Source organism: Vibrio sp. 10N.261.55.C5 (genome assembly GCF_041470505.1).
GTDB lineage: Bacteria > Pseudomonadota > Gammaproteobacteria > Enterobacterales > Vibrionaceae > Vibrio > Vibrio crassostreae_C.
Genome location: NZ_JBFRMS010000007.1, coordinates 193,426 through 213,543, shown reverse-complemented (window position 1 = coordinate 213,543; position 20,118 = coordinate 193,426). Strand labels below are relative to the sequence as shown.

The 20,118-nt window shown below is 42.4% G+C and carries 12 protein-coding genes; 6 read left to right on the top strand and 6 right to left on the bottom strand.

The features are described from left to right. The first annotated feature begins 94 nt into the window (after positions 1 to 94). Positions 95 to 538 carry a lytic transglycosylase domain-containing protein gene (locus AB4263_RS02080; RefSeq protein ID WP_102333049.1) on the top strand — a complete coding sequence of 148 codons (444 nt, stop codon included), beginning with the start codon at positions 95 to 97 and terminating at the stop codon, positions 536 to 538. A gap of 555 nt (positions 539 to 1,093) precedes the next feature. After that, positions 1,094 to 1,453, top strand: coding sequence for a hypothetical protein (locus AB4263_RS02075; protein WP_029224421.1), 360 nt, complete (start codon positions 1,094 to 1,096; stop codon positions 1,451 to 1,453). A gap of 20 nt (positions 1,454 to 1,473) precedes the next feature. Here the strand turns inward: AB4263_RS02075 and traI are convergent, their stop codons facing one another. After that, complete coding sequence (traI, locus tag AB4263_RS02070) at positions 1,474 to 7,257, bottom strand: conjugative transfer relaxase/helicase TraI (protein ID WP_102333050.1); 5,784 nt, start codon at positions 7,255 to 7,257, stop codon at positions 1,474 to 1,476. 181 nt (positions 7,258 to 7,438) lie between these two features. Next, complete coding sequence (gene traD, locus AB4263_RS02065; protein ID WP_102333051.1) at positions 7,439 to 9,478, bottom strand: type IV conjugative transfer system coupling protein TraD; 2,040 nt, start codon at positions 9,476 to 9,478, stop codon at positions 7,439 to 7,441. Positions 9,479 to 9,850: 372 nt separating this feature from the next. Between traD and AB4263_RS02060 the strand changes: the two genes are divergently transcribed. The 4 genes from AB4263_RS02060 to AB4263_RS02045 all read left to right on the top strand — a co-directional run bounded on the left by AB4263_RS02060 (position 9,851) and on the right by AB4263_RS02045 (position 15,073). Beyond that, positions 9,851 to 11,548: an ATP-dependent endonuclease gene (locus AB4263_RS02060; RefSeq protein WP_102333052.1), complete on the top strand. Its 1,698-nt coding sequence runs from the start codon at positions 9,851 to 9,853 to the stop codon at positions 11,546 to 11,548. Next, positions 11,545 to 12,918, top strand: a complete 1,374-nt coding sequence (locus AB4263_RS02055) for a UvrD-helicase domain-containing protein (protein WP_102333053.1) — start codon at positions 11,545 to 11,547, stop codon at positions 12,916 to 12,918. The genes AB4263_RS02060 and AB4263_RS02055 overlap by 4 nt, the downstream gene beginning before the upstream one ends. An 88-nt stretch (positions 12,919 to 13,006) precedes the next feature. Beyond that, a complete protein-coding gene (locus AB4263_RS02050) occupies positions 13,007 to 14,041 on the top strand; it encodes a restriction endonuclease (RefSeq protein WP_102333054.1) in 1,035 nt (344 codons plus the stop codon). A 201-nt stretch (positions 14,042 to 14,242) separates the two neighbouring features. Continuing rightward, on the top strand, positions 14,243 to 15,073 hold the full coding sequence (locus AB4263_RS02045) for a hypothetical protein (RefSeq protein ID WP_102333055.1): 831 nt from the start codon (positions 14,243 to 14,245) through the stop codon (positions 15,071 to 15,073). A 275-nt stretch (positions 15,074 to 15,348) separates the two neighbouring features. Here AB4263_RS02045 and AB4263_RS02040 read toward each other — a convergent pair whose 3' ends face one another. Genes AB4263_RS02040 through AB4263_RS02025 form a run of 4 tightly spaced genes read right to left on the bottom strand, consistent with a single transcriptional unit; the run spans position 15,349 to position 20,006 of the window. After that, positions 15,349 to 15,816: a Mov34/MPN/PAD-1 family protein gene (locus tag AB4263_RS02040; RefSeq protein ID WP_102333056.1), complete on the bottom strand. Its 468-nt coding sequence runs from the start codon at positions 15,814 to 15,816 to the stop codon at positions 15,349 to 15,351. After that, positions 15,806 to 17,584, bottom strand: a complete 1,779-nt coding sequence (locus AB4263_RS02035; RefSeq protein ID WP_102333057.1) for a ThiF family adenylyltransferase — start codon at positions 17,582 to 17,584, stop codon at positions 15,806 to 15,808. The genes AB4263_RS02040 and AB4263_RS02035 overlap by 11 nt, the downstream gene beginning before the upstream one ends. A gap of 5 nt (positions 17,585 to 17,589) precedes the next feature. Beyond that, entirely contained in the window at positions 17,590 to 18,915 is a 1,326-nt protein-coding gene (locus tag AB4263_RS02030; RefSeq protein ID WP_102333058.1) for a CBASS cGAMP synthase, read from the bottom strand. Next, complete coding sequence (locus AB4263_RS02025) at positions 18,912 to 20,006, bottom strand: CBASS cGAMP-activated phospholipase (RefSeq protein WP_102333059.1); 1,095 nt, start codon at positions 20,004 to 20,006, stop codon at positions 18,912 to 18,914. The genes AB4263_RS02030 and AB4263_RS02025 overlap by 4 nt, the downstream gene beginning before the upstream one ends. Positions 20,007 to 20,118 lie beyond the last annotated feature (112 nt).

The following is a 20,118-nucleotide window of genomic DNA, read 5'->3' as shown; positions in this document are numbered from 1 at the left end:
TCGTAGTTGCACTACGATTTTACTCCCTAATGAATATTGATGACGTCAATTCACACGATATAATGGAGTTCCTTTGGGCTCCATTTTTTAGCTTATGAAAAAACTAATGTTATTATTGTCGGTATTTCCAAGTGTCGGGTATTCGTTTTGTTTTGATGAAGCAGGACAACATTATAATGTTGATCCAGATTTGCTGCGATCGATAGCACAAGTTGAAAGCAGTCTTGATCCTAATGCTTATAACGAAAACAAAAATAAAAAAGGTCAAGTAACCAGTCGTGACTTTGGACTCATGCAAATTAACTCTAGTTGGTTTCCTCGACTGACTGAATTTAATGTCAATGAAACCAATGTCTACGAACCATGTTTTAATGTTTCATTAGGTGCGTGGGTATTAAGCTCTAACTTTGCCAGCCATGGTTATAACTGGAATAGCGTAGGTGCTTATAATGCAGGATTTCTTAAACGTACCGAAAACGCCAGAAGAATATACATCAAAAAAGTTCAAAAAGTCTATTATCAGTTGCCATTAAAATAACCTTTCTTGCACCATAACGGTGCGGCGCTAGTTGTGTCACGATCTTCTTTTTCCGTTTTACATTCCTTCCCTAATGGTCTCAATCACCCTAGATTCAATCGCCAACGGTTCGGCTTTTGAGCTCGACGTCCCTAAAACACACCCCAAGAAAACAAACTAGATGCAGACTCATTGGAGGTCATTGTTACCACTTGGGAATCATCCACACACCACGGCGCATTGAAATCAATGCAAATGGTTGTCTGTTAAAAACATAAAGACAATAAAAACAAGAATTTAAAGATATAATAGTCGTTTAAAGTAACGTGGAAAAATTTTCAAAAATTACACTAATTAGCCGCTTAAATTTCAATGGATAAATATATATTTTCAATGAATATTGATTGATCCCTTATATGTAAAGCGATGAGAGCGTTTTCAATGTTATTTTAATTGGAAATCATTAAATGTTGATTGAGCCCTTTATTGACAAGGCTCAATGGGTGTTTTATAAAATTAATTGATTGAAATTTCATTGGAATAACAATGCTTTTAATTGGGATTGAGGAGGGCAATATGACACGTTCTTATCCATTACAAAGCTCATTACGTGGAAAGTTAGCGCAAGATTTTAAGACGTTTAGGGATAAGGAAGCGTTAAGTGATGCCGAGGCCACGCGGCAACTTTTGATGTTGGCACTGCGCATTAAACTCAATGATAGTGAGGATGATAGTCCATCGAATCGTGCGTTGATGGAAGAGATTTATCGTGTCGTTCGTGGTTCATCTGCGATCACTGATGTGGTTCATGGACAAACCTTTGATGGTGAAAAATTATTCCGAGAACAAAAAGAATCCAAACCCTTTAGGCAACAGGTGAAATCTGATATCGATAATAAAGTCGATGAGTTTCTGGCAGGCAAAAAAAAAGGGTAGTCCATTGGACACCCCTTTTTCTACCGCTCTAACTCTCTATCTAGTTTATTATATTGGTCATTGTTGTTGTCACGCTCCTGATTAAAATCAAACGTTTTTTGAGGGGAGGGTTCTTTGCTGTCGAAGTGTTCAAGCTCTTTATCTTTGATTTCTTTTGTGTGTTGATTAATATCAGTGTCCTGCTTGTTGGTTAATGAATCATGGTCTTGAGTGGGTGTGTCGAATTCCTCTTTTTGTTGATGCGTTTGTTGATGGTATTGTTCAATACCCTGTTTGATTTCCTCAAGCATATTGTCAGGCGAAACAAACTGAATATTTCTCCCTGAAAAGTTAGCCATGATTTTTTCAATGTTGTTGGGATTTAAATCAGTATTGCCTTGACTCAGTACAATCACAATGTTCTGTCTGAGTTCATCGGTAGAGATATTCTGAATGTCATTCTTATGATTGACATTGATAATGTCGTATTGGCCTTGATGCGCTTGATTAATAATAAAAGCATTCTCGATTGAGGTACTGATGATGGTGGTGTGCAAATCACGGCCTTGATGGAATTGCGTTATTTGTTTGGATTTCGTGCCTAATATCCGTGGATTGATGTCGAGTGCCGGATCTTTATTTCCTTGCCCGTCTAAATAAGTCACTTCAATCGCTTTTGTTTCTCCTTTTTTATCGTGAATGTTAGTTATCATCGCCGGGTGAAATGTTTTGTCCTCTGAGGAATATACTGCTTGATGAAAATGAACATGGTCATTCTTAGGGTGTTCAATCCCCAATTTATTGAGGTAAGTTTCGGCTAATGTGCCTGTGAGTGGCAGGCTGGTTTGTATATATTCTTTCGCTCTCTCTTCAAATTGTGCCATGTGTTTTGGCGTCGTATTCAGTAATTGGTCATGTTTGGGGTTGGCGGTGAGTTGGTATTTATCAGGATCATTAAGAATGTTGTGGGCTTCTTGCATTGCCTCCTTATAATATATTTCCTTATGAATCATCATTAAATTGATTAATGAGCCTTTTTTACCGGTGGTATAGTCTTTAAAATACCCTCGATATTCCCCCGTTAACGATACCTTTATTGCCGATTTTCCAATACCAAAGGTGAGATAATCACGGTCTGATTTAGATGGGTTCGGTTGCCCCAAGAGGTTGATGGCTAAGCTTTCGGTGTATTTCGGTAACGTTTGGCTGATGTGTTCTTTAAATTGGTTGTAGTCAAAATCTCCGTTTCTATTGTGATAACGCACGTCTTCATGAGATAGGGCTTTGTCATTAAAGTAAGGCGTACTGTGTGGTGCTATGTTCTCGATGGTTTCAATGGCACTGTGTTTATTGACCTCTTTCGATAACCAGCTCTTCATCATCTGTTTTGGGCTGTCAGTAAAGAGTTTCACATGACTACTCGCCCGGCTTAAATCGATGTAAGCGCGTCTTAAGTTCGTCAGTGCGCCTTTACCCTTTAGGGTGGTAATGACGTTCTGATACGTCGCGCCTTGCGCCATATCTGCGGTTCTGGTGTAAGCGTAATCCCAATGGCCGTCTTTCAGTTGGTTTGGATTAAGGCTTAACGCTTGCCCCTCTTTCGACAGCGCGGTGATTTCTTCTTTGGTGGCATGACTGATGGTGTATTCCACATTGGCTTTAATGCCTCGCGCTTTGTCGGTAAATCGGGTCATGATTTTATCCCCGGTTGAAAGTGGCTTTTCTGATTGAACGAAGAGTGACGTGTATTTGTGGTCTTTGTTGCGTGGTAAAAATGGCTTTGTCTTACCTGTATTTACGTCTTGAAGAGTCACCAAACCGTGCTCCGAATCAACGTGGGTAATGATGTCGTACTCTCCTGGCTTGGTGCTTAAAATGAGCCCTTTCTGATAAGGCATCATGGTGGTCAGCTCTTCTTTGCTATCACCTGTAGAGCGTAATCGGGTGGTGATGATGTTTTCTTGGCCTATCTCCTGTGTTTTCATCAGTCCGGCACGAATGTGCTCAGTGATGTGGTCACGCTCATTATTTGTGTAAGCGATGATCAGCGTGTTTTCTCGTGTCTCGGGCGTGCGGGCAAGGTAGTCCTGCGCCACCGCGTAAGGCAGCTTTTCGGTGGCGATGAGTTGCGCTTTGCTTTGGTCTTTCGCATTCTCATCGAGGGTTGAGACGATATGTTGCGTGCTACCGAGTGTATCAGGGCCTTGCTGAGAGAGTTTATCGAGGGCGCTGTCTGGCTGCTTATCTACAATGTTGTGTACGGCGCCAAGCAGTATTTCATTCTTCTGACGAACGATGTCGGTCATGTAAGCCGTATCGATACGGCCCTGACTTATGCTCAATTCAAACGGTTTACCAGCATTAAGAGAAAGCAGCTGCTCTTTATCCCCAAGCAAGGTGGCTTTGGAGCCGCTTTTCAATACAAGGTCGGTGAGCTCTTTGGCTTGTTGGTTGCTGACCATGGAGCTTTCATCGAGGAAGAACAGCGTGTTTTTGTGCTCCTCTGGTAAGGTGATGCCACGTCTTAGGTCGGTCAGTAAGCTTTCCAGCGTTTGCGCTTGTATCCCTTTGCTTTCCAGTTCGCTGACGGCGGCGTGAGTGGGCGCTAGGCCGATCACTTGCGAAGGTGCCTGGTTACAGGCTTGGGTGGCGTGTTGAATCAATTCAAGGTTGGATTCGAGCAGGGTGGATTTACCGGTGCCCGCCAAACCTTGCACGGCCACAAAACTGTCTTTGGTCGTTGAGATAAGGGTGATGCCGTCCTTTTGTCCTTGGGTAAGGAGAGGCTGTGCATCGAGATAATTTCTGACTTGTTGGTGGGTGGCAAACGGCTTGTGTTGATTTTTCCCTTGCTCAATGTTTCGTAAAATGTGTTTTTCGGTATCGAGTGCCGCTTGGGTGGTCCAGCGTGTACCATCGCTGTATTCGGCAGAGAGGACGTCACTGCGTTTGGCGAGCTCTGTTTCAATTTGCTCTTTGATTATCGGTTGATTGGCCTCTTCAAAAGCGTAACGGATCGCTTCGACGACTAACTCTTTTTGTGTAAACGCCGCTTCTTTTTCAGAAAGATGACCCAGGGCAAAGTTCAACGCTTTCTCTTGCAGTGGTGAATTGTGCTCTTTGTTTAAGAGAGTGAGGGCTTGCTGGATGTCGCTTTTGACTGTGGCGGCGGTGGTTTCAGAGAGGTAGCGGTCGTTGACGTTTTGAGTCTGCATGACTCGCTCGATGGCAGAAAGCTTCACTTCGCTTTTCTCAAGCGCGGCCTGGGCTTTATCGGGGTTGTCGGTAAACACATCGATGCGCGCGCTTTTCTCGGTCAGCTCGTGAAAGAGCGCTTTCGAGAGCGTAAAGGCTTTGCCTGAAAGGAGGGTGTGCGCCCTTGGTTCGATATGACTGGCGGTATGGACATAGTCGTATTGTAGTGGTGCGTCTTTCAGGGCTTCAACGGGGATGGTGTTCGATTCGCCCTGTGTGTCCGTTAACGTTAGGGTTTCTTTAGAAATATCCGTGACTACGTAACGCTCATTGGCGTTCAACTCAGATGGAAAGTGCTTACCTGTGGTCATGAGGCGTTCACCTTGGTTAACTTGCAGCGAGTCAGGTTTAAAGATCTGCATGTTGAGGGCTTTGAATCCGGCGGAAGCGGGATCGAGGGTGTATTCTTGTCCATCGGTTTTGCTCAGGACATGGAGTCGATTGTTTGCCTTATCCGAGGTTGAAACCACTAACTCTTGAGGTTGTCCGTCTTCCCAATGGCGAAGGGTCATACCTGGCTTGTAATGTTGCGCTAACTCCTGTTGGGGCTTAGACAAATAATGAGGCTGCTGAGTGAACAAGGTGATACCGCTGCGGGCAAGTTGACCCTCGTTCTGCAGAGAGGACCGGATCGCGTCCGTCAATCGTCGTTGTTCAAGGTGAGAAGTCGCCAGCACTTGTGTGTCTTCTTTGTTTGGTAAGTGGGTATACGCTCTAGCGAGGGTGCGTGTATCGCTGTTGTGCAAGGTAACCTTACTGTCTTTCTGTTTGCTGTCTACCCAAGAGTGCGAGACGACGTTGCCTCTGCGATAAAGCTCGATCGCGTTATAAGATTTAAAACCTTGGCGACTGGACGTGTTGTTCAGCAAGATGACTTTGCTACCCGATCCCTTAGCTTTTGCGTTTAAAGCCATCAACTCATTGGCGCTCATTTTGTGGGCGCTGTCGACAAGAAGGATGTCTTTGTTGGTCATAGGGACGTCTGAGTGCAACAAACTATGGACAGAGTGGCGCTGCTCTTCTTGAAATCGGTGTTTTATCCAGGTGGCGACCGTATGACTTTCACGTTGGATGGTTTGGCTATGACGGTGTTTGTCTTTGGCGTTTTGTGACACTAAGTGGACACGTTTACCGACATGGTTGCCGACGTTCAAGAGGTTTTGCGCGATTTGCTCACTGTTGCCAAACACATTAACCACATGAAACTGCTTGGTGGACTGGTAAATGTCCGCCACCTTTTGGCGGTTGCCTTGAGTGAGGTTTAATTTATCTAACGTAGCGTCATTGACTGGCGTGCGCATATGGCGCGTACGCCCTTTGCTGGCCGCCATTAACGCTTGTTCGGTTTTCAGCATGGCTTGAGTGGTGTATTGACCTTTTTCTGAAAGAGGGATGAGAGCACCGTTTTTCACCCATTGGTCAGCGACCATTTTAAGGTCAATCGCATTGGCTTGTACGCCGCCTTTGGTAAACTCGGCCGCGGCTAATTCTATAATCTTTTCCAGTTTTAATGCTGTGTTGTATTGCCCTAAGTGTTCAACGGCGCGACCAAACGCGTCTTTAGCGATTTCTTCAGGGTTCTGTTCTTGTGGAGTGATCCCCAGGGCGTTTTTAACCAGTTCTTCGGGCTTATGGCCTGCGTTGCGCACCGTTTGTTGCCAATGAGCATTGAGCGTTGCCTCACTTTCGTAGGTTTTGGACTTGCGCGTATCAAGGTTGGCTACGTCTTTTGCCGCGCGGGATTCAAAGCCTAAGTCTAAGGTTTGTTGTTCTATTTGTTGTGAGCGAGTGGAGAAGGTGTCGATTAATACTTGAGGAACGCCTTCAACATCAAATTGACCATTGCCGAGGGCTCGCGTTGTATAGCCTAACTCTATAACTTCTTTAGCCAATTGGCTCTGGTACAAAATACCGTAGTATTTTTGGAAGTTGTAAATGCGCTCGCCTGTCCCATTGATGACGCCGCCTTTTTGTTTGAGAGAAGAGGCGAGTGTACGCAGTTGCCCTTCTTTGTCGCGGGTCATGTTTGCCGTCAAGGCATGGGAATGGAGTTGTGGATCGTTTTCACGACTGGTTTTGTGGCGGACGACCGCAAAGGCCATGTTTTCGGTATTGTTAAACTCACGCTCCCCTTCTTTGTTAATCGAGACGGCTTGTGCTGCGTCTGTCTCTAATTGAGATAGAGCAAATTTGACCGCGTCATTATGTGCATCAATAAGGCGAGTATCCCCGCCAACGAGTGCGAGCGTGCTTAATCTTTTTGGTGCTGAAAAAGTCAGGTCAAAACCACATTTATGGTCGCCCCGTTTACCTTTGATGGTTTCATTGCCTAGGTGTCCAGATAAAACGGACTCTAACGTTTTTTGGTTAACCGGTTTACCGATTAGACCTGCTTCTTTGGCTAACTGACCGTGCCAAAAAGTGTTTTCATTGGTACTGCTTTCTTTGAGGTAGTAGTTGTCGTTACTGTCTTTCTCGAGTGACGTATCAAAGGTATTTGGTGTGTTTTCTTCGTTCAAGTAATACTTGGCGGCGCCAGAGGCGGATTTAAGAGGGCTAATAGACATCATAAGGTGTTCTCCTTTTGTTGGGGCGCAGCAAAGCTGCCACGTCAGCGAAATGCCGGTGATTTGGATTCCGTGCGAATGGGTTAGCGACGGTGTTGATGCGAATGGAGGGGGCCGGGCTTGTTACAGGGGAGGGCTAAATTGTTTTTGCTCTCAGTGAGCATTGATGTTGTATTTCGTGTGGTTAATCGTACATCTCGCCCTGTTCTATTTGTGTTATGGATGCCTCTTCGGTTTCTCGCTGAAGTGCATTTTGTGTGTCTTCTGCGAGCTGTTGGTTTTGGGTTGCGTTATTGGTCGGGTTTTTCTTTTTCGAGGCTTTGGCAAGAGTTTGTTTTTGACGGGCTCTGGTTTGCTGCTGCTCTTCTTCGTTTTCATAGGTACTTTGCTGGATGGCAAGTAATCGGTTTCTTTGGGTTTCATCGAGTTCATGCAAAGCAATTAATTCATGAAAAATTAAGGCTTGATCGATACTCTCCATTGCTTTCCCTCCGAGTATGCTGCGTTTGATGAAGGAGGGTTGGAGATTGCTCATGCGATCGTATTTCAGTTGCAGTTTCGTGATGAGCATGGAGTTAGGCGTTCGCAAGTAACACTCTAAATCATCCAAACCTTGGATTTCCGCTGGAGAAACCACCGGGCGCGTTTTGTTTTGATGGCCGAGTGAGACACCGTCACGCAGTGCGTTCGCACCGTAAGAGATATTTTCTCGTGAGATATCGATTTCTTGATCACCAAGGTCCTCCGAGGAAATGGCGGCCATCGCTTTTGAAGGGGCACGGAAGAAAAAGCGCGTGTTGAGCAAATCAAAAATGACTCTGGCCGCGTTACGCCCATAAGTGGTTTCTAATTGAGCGTAAGATTGCAACCCCAGTAAATAACACCCCCCAAATTTACGCACTTCAGAAATAATGTGCGTGAGCTCAGGCAGTTTATGTAACGTAGGCATTTCATCGATGATCACCCAAATTCGGCGGTCGTCATCGGGCTCCATTCCTAGAATGGCGTTGGAGGCAATCGCAAGCCACATCGAGATCAGTGGTCTGAGGGCGGTGTGTTGTCTTGCATTACTGGATAGGAACAGAAACCCTTGTTGTGATTCGTCTTGTACCCAATCAGTGATCGAAAATGGCGCCCGTTTACGGTGGCCTTGGGCGTCTTTTTCATCCAAACCATGTAAGTAACGTAAGGATTTAATGTAAGTCGCCAGAACCGATTTGATGGAGATAGCCGTCTTCTCAATACTTTTCGAGACTAGGGAGCTGGCTTCGGTGTCTTTTAAGTGTTCACCTAACGTTGAAAGCTCAGATGTTAAGATAATGTGCAGCAAATTTTCAATGGTACATTTGTGTTTGTCATCGATCATCATTTGATAGGTGGTTGCTGCGAAAATGGTTCGTGCGGAATCCACCCAAAACGGGTCGCCTTCGCCGTGTTGCGGAATAAGCGCGGCCGCGAGCGATTCAAAGTCCGGGGCTTCTTTGGCATCACTCCAAATATCCCATGCAGCGCAACGCTCATCGAAGGGATTCAAAATCACGTCTTTATGCGGGTCATAGAACTTACTGACAAAATCGCAGCCTTTGTCGTAGATGATGGCTTTATCGCCTCGCGCCCGTATCCAACGTAAGAGCTTGCGAATTGCAACGGATTTACCTGCCCCCGTAGTGCCGTCAATCATCAGGTGTTTGACTTCAAATCCATCAACAAAAAGCTTGTGACCATCGAGCGCAAAAGGGGAGAGTTTTTTCTTCTTTTTTAGCTCTGCGGTGACGGCTTTAGGCTCAGCCAATTGAAAGCCTCGAATGTGATTATCTTCGCTCTGCTTCTGCCCTTTTCTCTTAAACCAGTGGTTAATCATCACAAACAGCACGGTGGAAGCGGCCACATAGACCAGTAGGCCAACAAACAGGGCTTGCAGCAATTCTTGGTAGCACTGTGACAAGATGGGGTTTTGCAGTTGTTGGCCAAGGGTGCTGCTGTAGCGTTGCTCTTCCCATTCGACCACCACGTTGCGCTCTAAGCTAAAACCTAACTTGTTGAAAAGCTGAAATAGACTGTAGTAGTAGGCACCCGTGAATGTGTTAGTCGAGGTGATGAAGTAGGTGGTGAGGAGCCCTAGCAAGGCCGCGAAGATATTGAGGTACTTGATTGTGGTCACGTTCACTTGCCACCACATACGGATGTTGTGAAAAGTGATTTGACCACCACGAGTTGTAGACATAGAAAAACTCCTTGTGAAGGAAAACAAAAAAAAAGCGCCCACACTGAGTGCGGCGCTTTTGGTCGGTAGAATGAAATCAGAAATAAGGTGACAGGCTGCAAAGGAGGTGTATTACGAGTGCCAAGGTTAAGGTTCGACAGAATCGCTTGGTGATCACAATGCTAGAGCCGAGCACGGCAACACACTTTTGCCCCATTGTGAGTTGAATACTTAAATCACACCTATAGTCTTTCGATATGTTTTTCTAATGTTCGAGGGCATGTGAGGCTAATCATAGATGCTGTAATTATGACGGTAAAACACTTATTTGAATTCGATCTTTTGTAGTACATTAGTGGCATATGCGCTTGTATGCTTTATAGGATAATTCTTATGTACATCAAAAAGGTAACGATTAATAACTACCGCAGCTTTCGATCTTTTGAGGCTCAGTTACAAAAGCTAACTGTTGTTATCGGAGAAAACGACACGGGCAAGACAAACTTCTTCACCGCACTTTCGTTACCCCTAAGTGGCAATCAGATAGATTTCAATCAAAAGCGTTTAAGCATTTCTGATATCAACAAGGACTCAGTTATAGAGTTCTTTGCTTCAGTAATCAGCGAAGAACCTACACCAAACCAGCTCCTGAAAATTCCAAAAGTATCAGTGACTGTAGAGTTCGCTGATCCCAAAGATAGCTATGAGACTGCATTGTTATCTAAATGGGTAGTATCTGATGGTGATGGCGAAACTTATAAAATTAGATATGACTTTAAGCCTAAAGACGACGCGGACTTACTTGAAGTAGTAAAAAAGTCGCTTGAAGGTAAGACTATCGACGATGTGAACTGGTTTACCTTACCCGTCGAGCTATATGATTATCAAATCGTATCGGTAAACAACGAAAAAACTATCGCCTTTAGCGACCTCAAACACGTAAGCATTCATAGTATCAACGCTGAGCGAGATGATTTCTCAGAAAGCAGTTCAATGAAATCTAACAGCATCTTCACAAAGCTGCTTATGAACACACTCGATGATGATGGCAAAAGTCAGATCAATACTGCTTACTCTGAGTTCTTTACCGCAATCGAAGACACAGAGACATTCGACAAAGTCATTAGTACTAACCCAGACTTTGATAACTACGATGACATTATCAAAAAACTAGAATGCACTCCTAATCTGCCTAACTTGAAGAATATTTTATCGAACATCACGCTCAAATATGGCGACGAGTTTCTGTACCAAAAAGGCTTGGGACAAAGAAACCTTATTTACATATTCATTCTGTTTGCTTACTACAAGTCGTGCGGCGATACATTCAACCTATGTTGTATTGAAGAGCCTGAAGCGCACTTAAGCGTTAACAATCTGCGTTTAGTAAGAGACTTCGTCGAGAAAAGTTCAAATAACAGCGGCTCGCTGGTACAAACCATAATCTCGACTCATAACCCTACGATCATCAACAAGCTACAAATCTCTAATGTATTAGCATTTACTGGAGATAAAGCTATTAGCCTATCAGACGCTTCACCTAAATTAGTTGATTATCTAAGAAAACGACCTAACTTCGACATACTGAAGCTGTTGTTCGCAAACAAAGTGATTCTGGTCGAAGGTACGACCGAAGAAATGCTAATTAGTACATATCTGTCTAAAAAAGCTGGTCTACAAGACCTAGAACTCATAGCTATTGGGCAACGCGGTTACACCAACTTCTTAAATATTTGGCTAGCATTAAACAAAGATAATCTTAATAAGAAAATCGGTGTTATCCGTGACTATGACAATTCAGATGCAACGAAAGCAAAACATGATGCTTATGACGCAGCTCATACCAACATCACTGTAAGAACAACCACCAACTACACTCTAGAAATTGATTTAGTAGAAACAGACGACAACTTGTCTTTACTAAATGGTTTGTTCGGTATGACGGAAGATATTAAAGAAGTATCAGATCACATGATCAAGGGTAAAGCAGCTAGAATGCTAGATGTGTGTGATGCAATGGTCCGTGAAGAAGACCCAATTGATATTGAGCTACCACCTCATATTGCACAAGTCATTGAGGCAGTATCATGATTGAAGTGCAAATTGCTGGGGCTGGAGCTGGAAAAACTTATGGCTTAGCAGAAGCTTTGATAAAGCACATCAAAGCCTGTACCAGTCACAAGAAGACGTTTGCACTAACGTACACAAACACAGCAACAGCAAAGATCGAGCAAGAGGTTATCAAACAGCATGGCTTTATCCCGCCAAATCTCTGTATACAAACAGTACATAGCTTCTTGCTGAATGAAATTATCTATCCGTTTTCATCATTTACACTCGGTGATGTATATAACGATGCATCAATTATGTCTGTTGGGAATCCTAAATATAAAGCTCGTTTATTCAAACACTTAAGAGAGCGAAATGTCATTCACGCAGAGAACGTCTATAACATCGCTAAACAAATTGTTGATGAGACCGTAAGCAAACACAGCAACAGATCTAAGAAAGCCAAGGTTCAACGACTCTTGGCTATTCTTGAAAACTGTTTTGATAAAATATTCATTGATGAAGTTCAAGACCTAGATGGTGACGCACTGCGAATATTCGAGGTACTCGGCAGTAACGGTATTGACGTATACATGATCGGAGACCCGAAACAAGCAATCAAGTACCCCAAAGCACTCGATAGTTTTATTGAGAAAGTAACAGCACAAGAATATGCAACCATACTTGAGATCAACAACCATACTAGACGTGTACCTACCGAGATACTAGCCATCTCTAACGGTTTTTGCTATGAAGATCAGCAACAAGAGTCGCTATCGGAGGTTGTCGGTGAGTTAATGTATATAGAGTCAACCGACGCTAAGTACGACGATCTACTCAATAGCTACATAGACACTAAACAAATAGTTTGTATCGACAAAAAAACTGGTCGGTATTCAACATCATCTAAGCATCGATATTCTTTCCCCCGAGAGATCGAGGAGATGATTCGTGAGTCTAACCACAAGAAAGACAAGACATTGTTTGTGAAAGCAGCTTTTGCTGACTTTATGGATGATGTAGCTAAAGATAATGCTAAAAGAGCAGTAAACAAGCTAAAAGCTAGACATTCGTTGACACTAGAGAATTATCACTTTGCTCAGCTATATGAACTATGCGCTAAATGTACAGAAGACAACGTTCAGTTTAGAGTACAAAGCATTGACTCGGTTAAAGGGCTGGATGCCGATACTTGTGTTGTTATTATTAGTCCTAACCTACTGAAATATCTAACTAAAAATAACCTCAGTAGAGCTAATTATTTTAACAAAGAGTGGAAGAAGGTTTATGTAGCTCTTACGCGGGCAAAGAAGAGATTGATACTGGCCTTGGATCATGACCTACTCTCTGATTCTGACATGGGTGTGGTGAGAGATTCCATTGGAGCACTCGGTTTCGTCTATCATGACTGACTTGGTTTTGCTCACACTGAATAAAGAGATACTTTTATACGTCTGAGTAGCATTAGGCATTAAGATGAAATAAATAAGACTTGGTGAAATGAATTATAAAGAAGAATACAAAAAGTGGCTTGAACCACCAGAGGGAGCATCTTCAACTTGGTTTAGACAACGAGGGTATGCTTTTGAAGAAATTCTCAAAAATTGCTTAAATAGTGAGGGAATGGACCCACGTTCTAGTTATAAAGCCGATGGGGAACAGATTGACGGATCATTTTTCCTTGATGGTAGCGTCTTCTTGCTTGAAGCAAAGTGGCATTCAAATGAGCTTCCTGCCTCATCGATCTATCAGTTCAAAGGTAAAGTCGATGGTAAGCTGCTGGGGACAATTGGAGTCTTCATTTCAATGTCTGGCTACTCGAAAGACGCCGTTGATGCTCTCACTTTAGGTAAATCTCTCAATGTTATATTGTTTGGTAAAGAGGATATTGATGCTGCGTTGATTGGCAACAGCACATTCAAAAATGTTCTTAAGTCTAAGTTACGAATTGCAGCGGAACAGGGGGTGGTGTACCACTCGACCAACTACGAGCAAGCTACCAAAGATGGACAAATAATCATTGAGGCATTTACTTATGACAATATGTCATCGAGTTTAGTTAGACAAGATGCAAACTTTGAAGGTCAATCAGATTTGGTTGTTATCTGTGAAGGTTCCACCGACCGTGAAATTATTTCGCTATTAGCTACCAGAATCTTGCGAGAAAATGGATTAGCTAAAAAGGTCAATATAGTTGTAGCTATGGGTAAAATGACAATTCCTAGAGTTGCAAATGCGACAGTAAATATTGGCACAAGCTCACCTGTGCTTATTGTCACAGATTCAGATGACGACTTTTCTGGTACAAGAGATATGCTAAAACGTGGTGTCGAGTTATCAAATTGGGAGTACGCAATACCTGATCCAGCTATTGAATCTTGGCTTGGCGTAAAACGTGAGGACTTACGTAGGGTGCGCCGTGGTGACAATATGCGAGAATTTTTATCGAAACAGGTCGAACAGCTAGATTTAAATGAACTAGCAGCAAAGAACGACTCATTTAAAATTCTGCATGACTGGGTAAAAAATGCCTAACTAGCATTTAAGGTTTAAAGATACTTTTTCTAATCTGACAGAAACGGTTTTGTGCAATACCCCTAAATTGTTTCTGTCCAGAGACTTCTCAGCGGGGTTCATGGCTTACAAAAAATTGCCCTATTCTAAGCTAGATCTGTTCCGTTTCTCATTTCTATATGAGGTTATTTGACCTATTTTTTCTTATGCCACAAAGTGTCTATGGATTTGGTGGCAATTCAACACCTCGGCAAAAAGGATTTATTCGAGCAAATGAAAACGATAACAGTTGAAAAGGGTGACATAGAGCTAGGCCTTTGGACTTTCGAAGATAATAAACTCACTACAGGGACTTACAACGTACAAGAAATACCTATACAAGACGTTGTTAAGCTTCAAAAGAATGAGGTAATAGGAAAGAAGTATTACGTAACTTTTGAGTTAGGTTCTACTCAATCTTTCGTTGCTACTATGAAAGAAAAAACTTACTTGGCTATCTATGATAGTTTCGTGAAACTTGGCAACAACCCGATCTCAACAGTACTTCTGTTAAAAAGAAAATCGAAGAAAAATGTGGTTTGGTCGGTGTTAGGGGTGTTATTTTTGGTCGGTATATTTTCTGGCTCTGGCTCAGATTCTCGACCAGAAGAATGTGACTTTTTGTCTGACGATAAATTAAGCACAAGGGCTTGGAACAAAGAGTATAAATCTTGTAGCTCCGATTATTTAAATATTGACGCAAATATTGTTGGCTCATCTGGAGCGCCTAACAACATCGCATACTATTACCAGAAAGGTCAGGCTTGGTTAGTGCTGAATATGAATGCTCCTAACAACACTAAAAGGTCATTTGATAAACTAGTTTCTTCGGCAAAAACTCTGTCACTAAAAAGCACTGGACTGGAACTACCGACAGAAATTGCAGAAGCAGTTAAAGATCACTCTAAACTGCCTTTATCTATGGCTAATGGTAAACATCGTTGGAAACTAGTTAAGGAACAATGGCCAAGTGGCAATGGTTATGAACTCAAGTTCTACCTCTATGATTTATAGACTTTTTGATAGAAGTGTTTTGAGTTCTTTTGTGCTGTTGCTGTATAACCGACTTGAATGTCTGAAAATGATTCGTATCAGTCAATAATGGATACAAACTTAAGTTATTTTCCATACTTTTAGTTATTCATGTATTGCTAATTTAGATGGGGTACTGGCACGCTTTTGTCCAAAAACTTCTCAGATTGAATTTTTACCCGTGGCATTTTATAGCTCGAAAATGCCCCAATCCAAGTTTCAGTACCTTCTAAGATCTATAAACAAAACTAATTCGATTACCTGCGAGAGGAAAGTTTTGATAATCTAGTCCCTTTCATCTTTCCGATCCAAAAATCTTTTATCCCGACAATGAGAACTATCTTAGTTGCTCCGCCTTTGAGGTGTGCTGACCATGATGACTTATCTTGTTGCGATGGTTGAGGGAAGTCCTCGGGGTGAGTATGCCACTCTCCGATATAATTAACCGTTCCCCCAGACAACTGGAAACAATTATCTACTTTCTGTTGATGGTGTTTACCTCGCCTATCCACTAGGTTTCTCTGTCTAAGATCACCAAATCCGGGCTTAGACAGATCAGTAATAACTATATGCTGGCCTCTTTCTTCACCAAGTAGCACACCTGCTGCTTCAGTATCTTGCATTTCAGTTTGTCTATATTTTTCTAGAACGGCTAAAACATGTTCAGTAATTATGACGAGGTGTCCATTGCTATCTTGATACGTAAGCTCTCTCTCAAACTTCATTGCATACCACGCATTGCATTTGAGGCTGCAGTACCTTTCTCTTTCCGGTACGATGGCGAGGGTCTAAGATAAACTCACTGTAAGTCCAAGGCGTGCTTGCATTAAGAGTATTTAGTACGGCCTCCAACGCCATAGCTGCAGAAATCTGGCTTACTCCAGCGTCATAAACTGTATAAGTATTTCCACAGCTGACTTTTTTTTCTTTAGACAGGTCTAGGTCTTTAAAGCGCATGTCGATATGGTCTTGATGGATGCTCTTATCAACCGTCATACACCCATAGCAACTCAGACTGTCATCAACTAAAACCTTAGCTGCTCTACCATTACCATCATTGAACACATGAACGATAGTAGGCCGTTTGACTGATATCTGACGAACAACAAATGCTAGCCTCTTTGATATAGGGGGACGACCAGTTGCATCAATAACAATATCGTACTTACTAAGCGTTCCTTCATTGATAGGAAAATTATTATCAAATCCAGAAATATTTTTAGCTAAGTGTGTTGAGTTCTTAAGCTTTTTAGCCAAAGCTGAGGCTTTATTGCTCCCAAAGTCTGATACAGAAAGTGTATGCCGAGAAAAGTTATGAGGCTTTAGAGTATCTCTATCGTAGAGATGTAAGCATTTCGCATCTAAGCCAGCTCCGTTTCGAACGAGCAACTCTGCTAAATATCCCCCTATTGTACCGCACCCAATTAGAGCAATGCTTTTTGAGCTTAACTCAAACTCCCTCTGTTGATTACGGCTTAATATGGCGGATTTATCCGCTTTAGTAATTGATAACCGAGCGAGCTTGGAGCAAAAACCTTTTCTAGACATAATTCCGATCAGATTTTTGAAAGACGTTTGCTTCCTCTTTCTTCGGGTTTTCCGCGAACTAAACTGGCACTCAATACTATTGACATCTATCTCTAGATAAAGGGAAACCGGATCTTGCTTCTCAATATCAAGCACTACAATATTTCTTTTTGCTTTTGAGTTAGATAGGCATCGAACAAGATGATCTCTTGCGCTGAAATCAACTAGTTCAAGCCAAGATAGCACCTCTTTAAGATCTTGAGGCGGCCACTCTACACCGGATAACCGACTTGGACGAACCCAGACATAATGAGTTTTTATCGAAGGGCTCTCAGGACGAACCAACTCTAAGCCTCTTTGATTTAGCCAGCTTTGTAAGTACTGATTGCTCTGTAAGTCATGCTCTTTTTTATCAACCTCTACGGTAATATACTCACTTGACCGTAGCTTTTCTTTACCTGTCGCTCTTGCTAACACGGATGTGTAGCTGGAGTGTCTTCGAAGTTCGCTGAGTGAATATAATTCGGCAGTAGAAGACCAGTAAGATACAAATTCATTATCAAGCTCCTCGTCTCCCTTGACTTCATTGTTCATAGCATTTACTGCAATATCTAGTGTTGTCTTTATCTGAAGATCTACAGTTTTATATAGTTCAACTAAGTTATTCGGATTCCAGTCAGCTTCCATTTGTTCGACGTAACACAGGTAGCCTTCATGAGATATATGAGGGATTAGCCGCCCTTGGAGAGCTAGCGGCATCTCAATTACAAAGACAGTTGGAAGCTCAATATGCGGGTCACTCGCTTGTATCATTGCAACTTCAAACGCACCATACTTTGTATCGTATCTTTTTATATAAACCCCACCTAAAATGGAGTGTTTCTGTAAAAAGGATTCTTTTCTTAAACGGTTTATAGGTCTGTAACTATAACCAAGCTTAAGTAGAGCCTGATGAGTAATACTCACGATGTTTATCCACTCACCATTGAAGAACTGATTTGTGTAGAAGAGTTTGCTTTAGTTGGTTCCTGACTATATGCAGGAGCGGCAGCCTTATGCTTAATAAGCTCTCTGTCAAAAACTCGCTCTCCGAAAACTAAAGACAATTTAGATAGAGCATCACTTTTTGATTCAGCTCTTTCTGCTTCTCGTAGTTGTTCAGGTAATAACCTCAACTTACCAACAATATCTCGCTCTCTATTGGTATGCTGACTTTCTGGCGGAAACAATGGTCTTTCATCAGTGTCATCTGGACTTTCAACCCCTTTAAGAAACTCTTGGTATAAGTTGTCAGCAACAACCTTCATTGTCTCTCCCATATCTTGAGCCTCAACAGAGTGTTGCTGCAAAACTTCAACCGTTGCAGCCATCAAACTGATGGACGATGGACCACCAACTTGCCATTGTGCATCACGCCAAGCTTTCATATACCTGCATATTTTTCGCAAATGTTTGCCTATACGGCGGCACTCGCCTTCAAACCAATCTTCAACAATCTTCGGGTCACTATTCATCCACTTAGGACTACCAGGTTCTCCATCTCTAAGAGCAAGGTTTACATTTTCAGAGTCTAACTTTTCATACTCTAGGTCATCAGCTGAATCTTGTATAAAGCCATATGCTTCCATCCCCGCTGACTCATACATAGTACGATTATTTAACGCCTTGAGCATGGCTGTTTCTTTTTGCAAGAACTGTTCTTTTGGGATTGCATACATTGGCACATCAATGTGTGTTCGCTCTTGAGGGATTTTTATACGAGCACAAGTTCGTTTGCTATCGAACTCCCAGCCAATATTTTCTTCAACGAGTGATTTAAGGGAAGCATCAACCAGAAGAGTTAAGAGTTGGTGACCAATCTTTGGTTCAGACTCAAAGAAAGTCATTGGAAGATAGGTTCCATCATCAATGTCCATTTCTTGGCCTAGGTGAAAAGGGCGGTTTAAAGTTTTGTATTTGAAGCTTCCCTGAGTCCAAAATCTAGGCTTTAAGATTGAAAGCTCCTTTAAGGTATCTCTGTCCATTTGGCTCAACAAACTGCTTGCTTCAATGATTTTTTGTTGGGTAAGATATTGAAGATTTGTCTTTAGTAGACGAGTGTACAGATAGTCACTATTTTGGCTAAACGCAGCCTGCTCTTTGGCTATAGCCCCAACTTCCTCAAAGACACTTGTAATGCGCTTCCGGACAGTATTACGAAGATACAAAAGCTTTTCATCTTCTTCTTTATTGAGAAGAAGTTTACCCATTAAACCGTCTGTTCGATTAGTGTAGTAATGGTGTAGATTCCAATTCATGCTAATGTTCCTTTTTCGTTTGAGGTATCAGCCCTCGCTTTAGATTTAAATGTTTCAGCTGGTTTAGAAAAAATCAATTCTAGCCGTTTATCTTTTGCAAACTCTTCATTTGCCAACTGCTTGCCTCTAGAAGCCAAATTGTCTAGCGCTTCAATACTAGAGTTATCAAGTGTAATATCTCCTGCTGCTTCATTTGGGACTCGGCTATCTAAGCTAATATAATTGCCAATGGCACCGTGCACACTCAACTCTCTTGATAGCATAAACTGATGTAAAATCTGATTAGCGGTCATAGTAGTAAGAACTAATCGCTCTCCTAACCCCCACATCCCTAGGTAACCCTTTTTTGCTCTCAATAGCTTCGGACTAAGTGCATATTCTTCACCCATAGTCCCAACATTCAGAACATGGATATCTGAGTATGAAGCATCTGGAAAATCACTTTTCATATCACCAAAAACCTCATGCAACCCTACAAAGCTAGGATTGTTAGCAACTAACCCCCCATCAACAAAGTACGCTTTAAGATCTTCGCAAAAATATGGTTCGAAATAAGTAGGTGCAGCAGACGTGGCTAGAGCAGCATCCACCAACTTCAAAGGCCCATCACGAGTGAAATCTGGGTTATGTGGTGTCTTAAAAAACTGAGGACGCCCCGTTGATAAGTTGACAGTAGGGATCATTACACGCCTATCAAGATCGTTAAATGTTGTGCTTTCCCCAATCATTTCAATAATGGCTTCTTTCAGTGGCCCAGTTTTATAAGTGGCACCAAACGCTTTCTTGATTGTTTTTAGTAGATTATTGAACCATTTATGCTGAGGAAATATCTTATCGCTTTTACTATAAAAAACGTTTTTTAGCTCTCGTGCAGATTTCCCCTCGGCCAACCCTAAAGCGAGAAGTCCTCCTATGGATGTACCTGTAATCAGATCAAAGTAGTCACCAATCTTAATCGTCTTCTCGTTTGAAGAATCTTCAAGGATTCGCTCTAATTCAGCTAACACGCTAATAGTAAAAAGGCCTCGGACGCCCCCGCCATTGAGGCTCAAGACTCGGACTGCATTTGAGGGAAGGAGGTTATCGCTCATTTCTTTTCCTTTAATCTGATGTTACTGGAGTGCTTTATAAATGCCATCTGCACTTATAGTATCCATTCCATATATTGACACTTAAATAGCAACTAAACACAAGATATGGGTA

Excerpts from the sequence above, each read along its gene's own strand:
- traD (WP_102333051.1), bottom strand. The coding sequence starts at position 9,478 with ATGTCTACAACTCGTGGTGGTCAAATCACTTTTCACAACATCCGTATG.
- AB4263_RS02025 (WP_102333059.1), bottom strand. The coding sequence starts at position 20,006 with ATGAGCGATAACCTCCTTCCCTCAAATGCAGTCCGAGTCTTGAGCCTC.
- AB4263_RS02040 (WP_102333056.1), bottom strand. The coding sequence starts at position 15,816 with ATGAAGTTTGAGAGAGAGCTTACGTATCAAGATAGCAATGGACACCTC.
- AB4263_RS02050 (WP_102333054.1), top strand. The coding sequence starts at position 13,007 with ATGAATTATAAAGAAGAATACAAAAAGTGGCTTGAACCACCAGAGGGA.
- AB4263_RS02060 (WP_102333052.1), top strand. The coding sequence starts at position 9,851 with ATGTACATCAAAAAGGTAACGATTAATAACTACCGCAGCTTTCGATCT.
- AB4263_RS02080 (WP_102333049.1), top strand. The coding sequence starts at position 95 with ATGAAAAAACTAATGTTATTATTGTCGGTATTTCCAAGTGTCGGGTAT.
- AB4263_RS02055 (WP_102333053.1), top strand. The coding sequence starts at position 11,545 with ATGATTGAAGTGCAAATTGCTGGGGCTGGAGCTGGAAAAACTTATGGC.
- AB4263_RS02045 (WP_102333055.1), top strand. The coding sequence starts at position 14,243 with ATGGATTTGGTGGCAATTCAACACCTCGGCAAAAAGGATTTATTCGAG.
- AB4263_RS02030 (WP_102333058.1), bottom strand. The coding sequence starts at position 18,915 with ATGAATTGGAATCTACACCATTACTACACTAATCGAACAGACGGTTTA.
- traI (WP_102333050.1), bottom strand. The coding sequence starts at position 7,257 with ATGATGTCTATTAGCCCTCTTAAATCCGCCTCTGGCGCCGCCAAGTAT.
- AB4263_RS02075 (WP_029224421.1), top strand. The coding sequence starts at position 1,094 with ATGACACGTTCTTATCCATTACAAAGCTCATTACGTGGAAAGTTAGCG.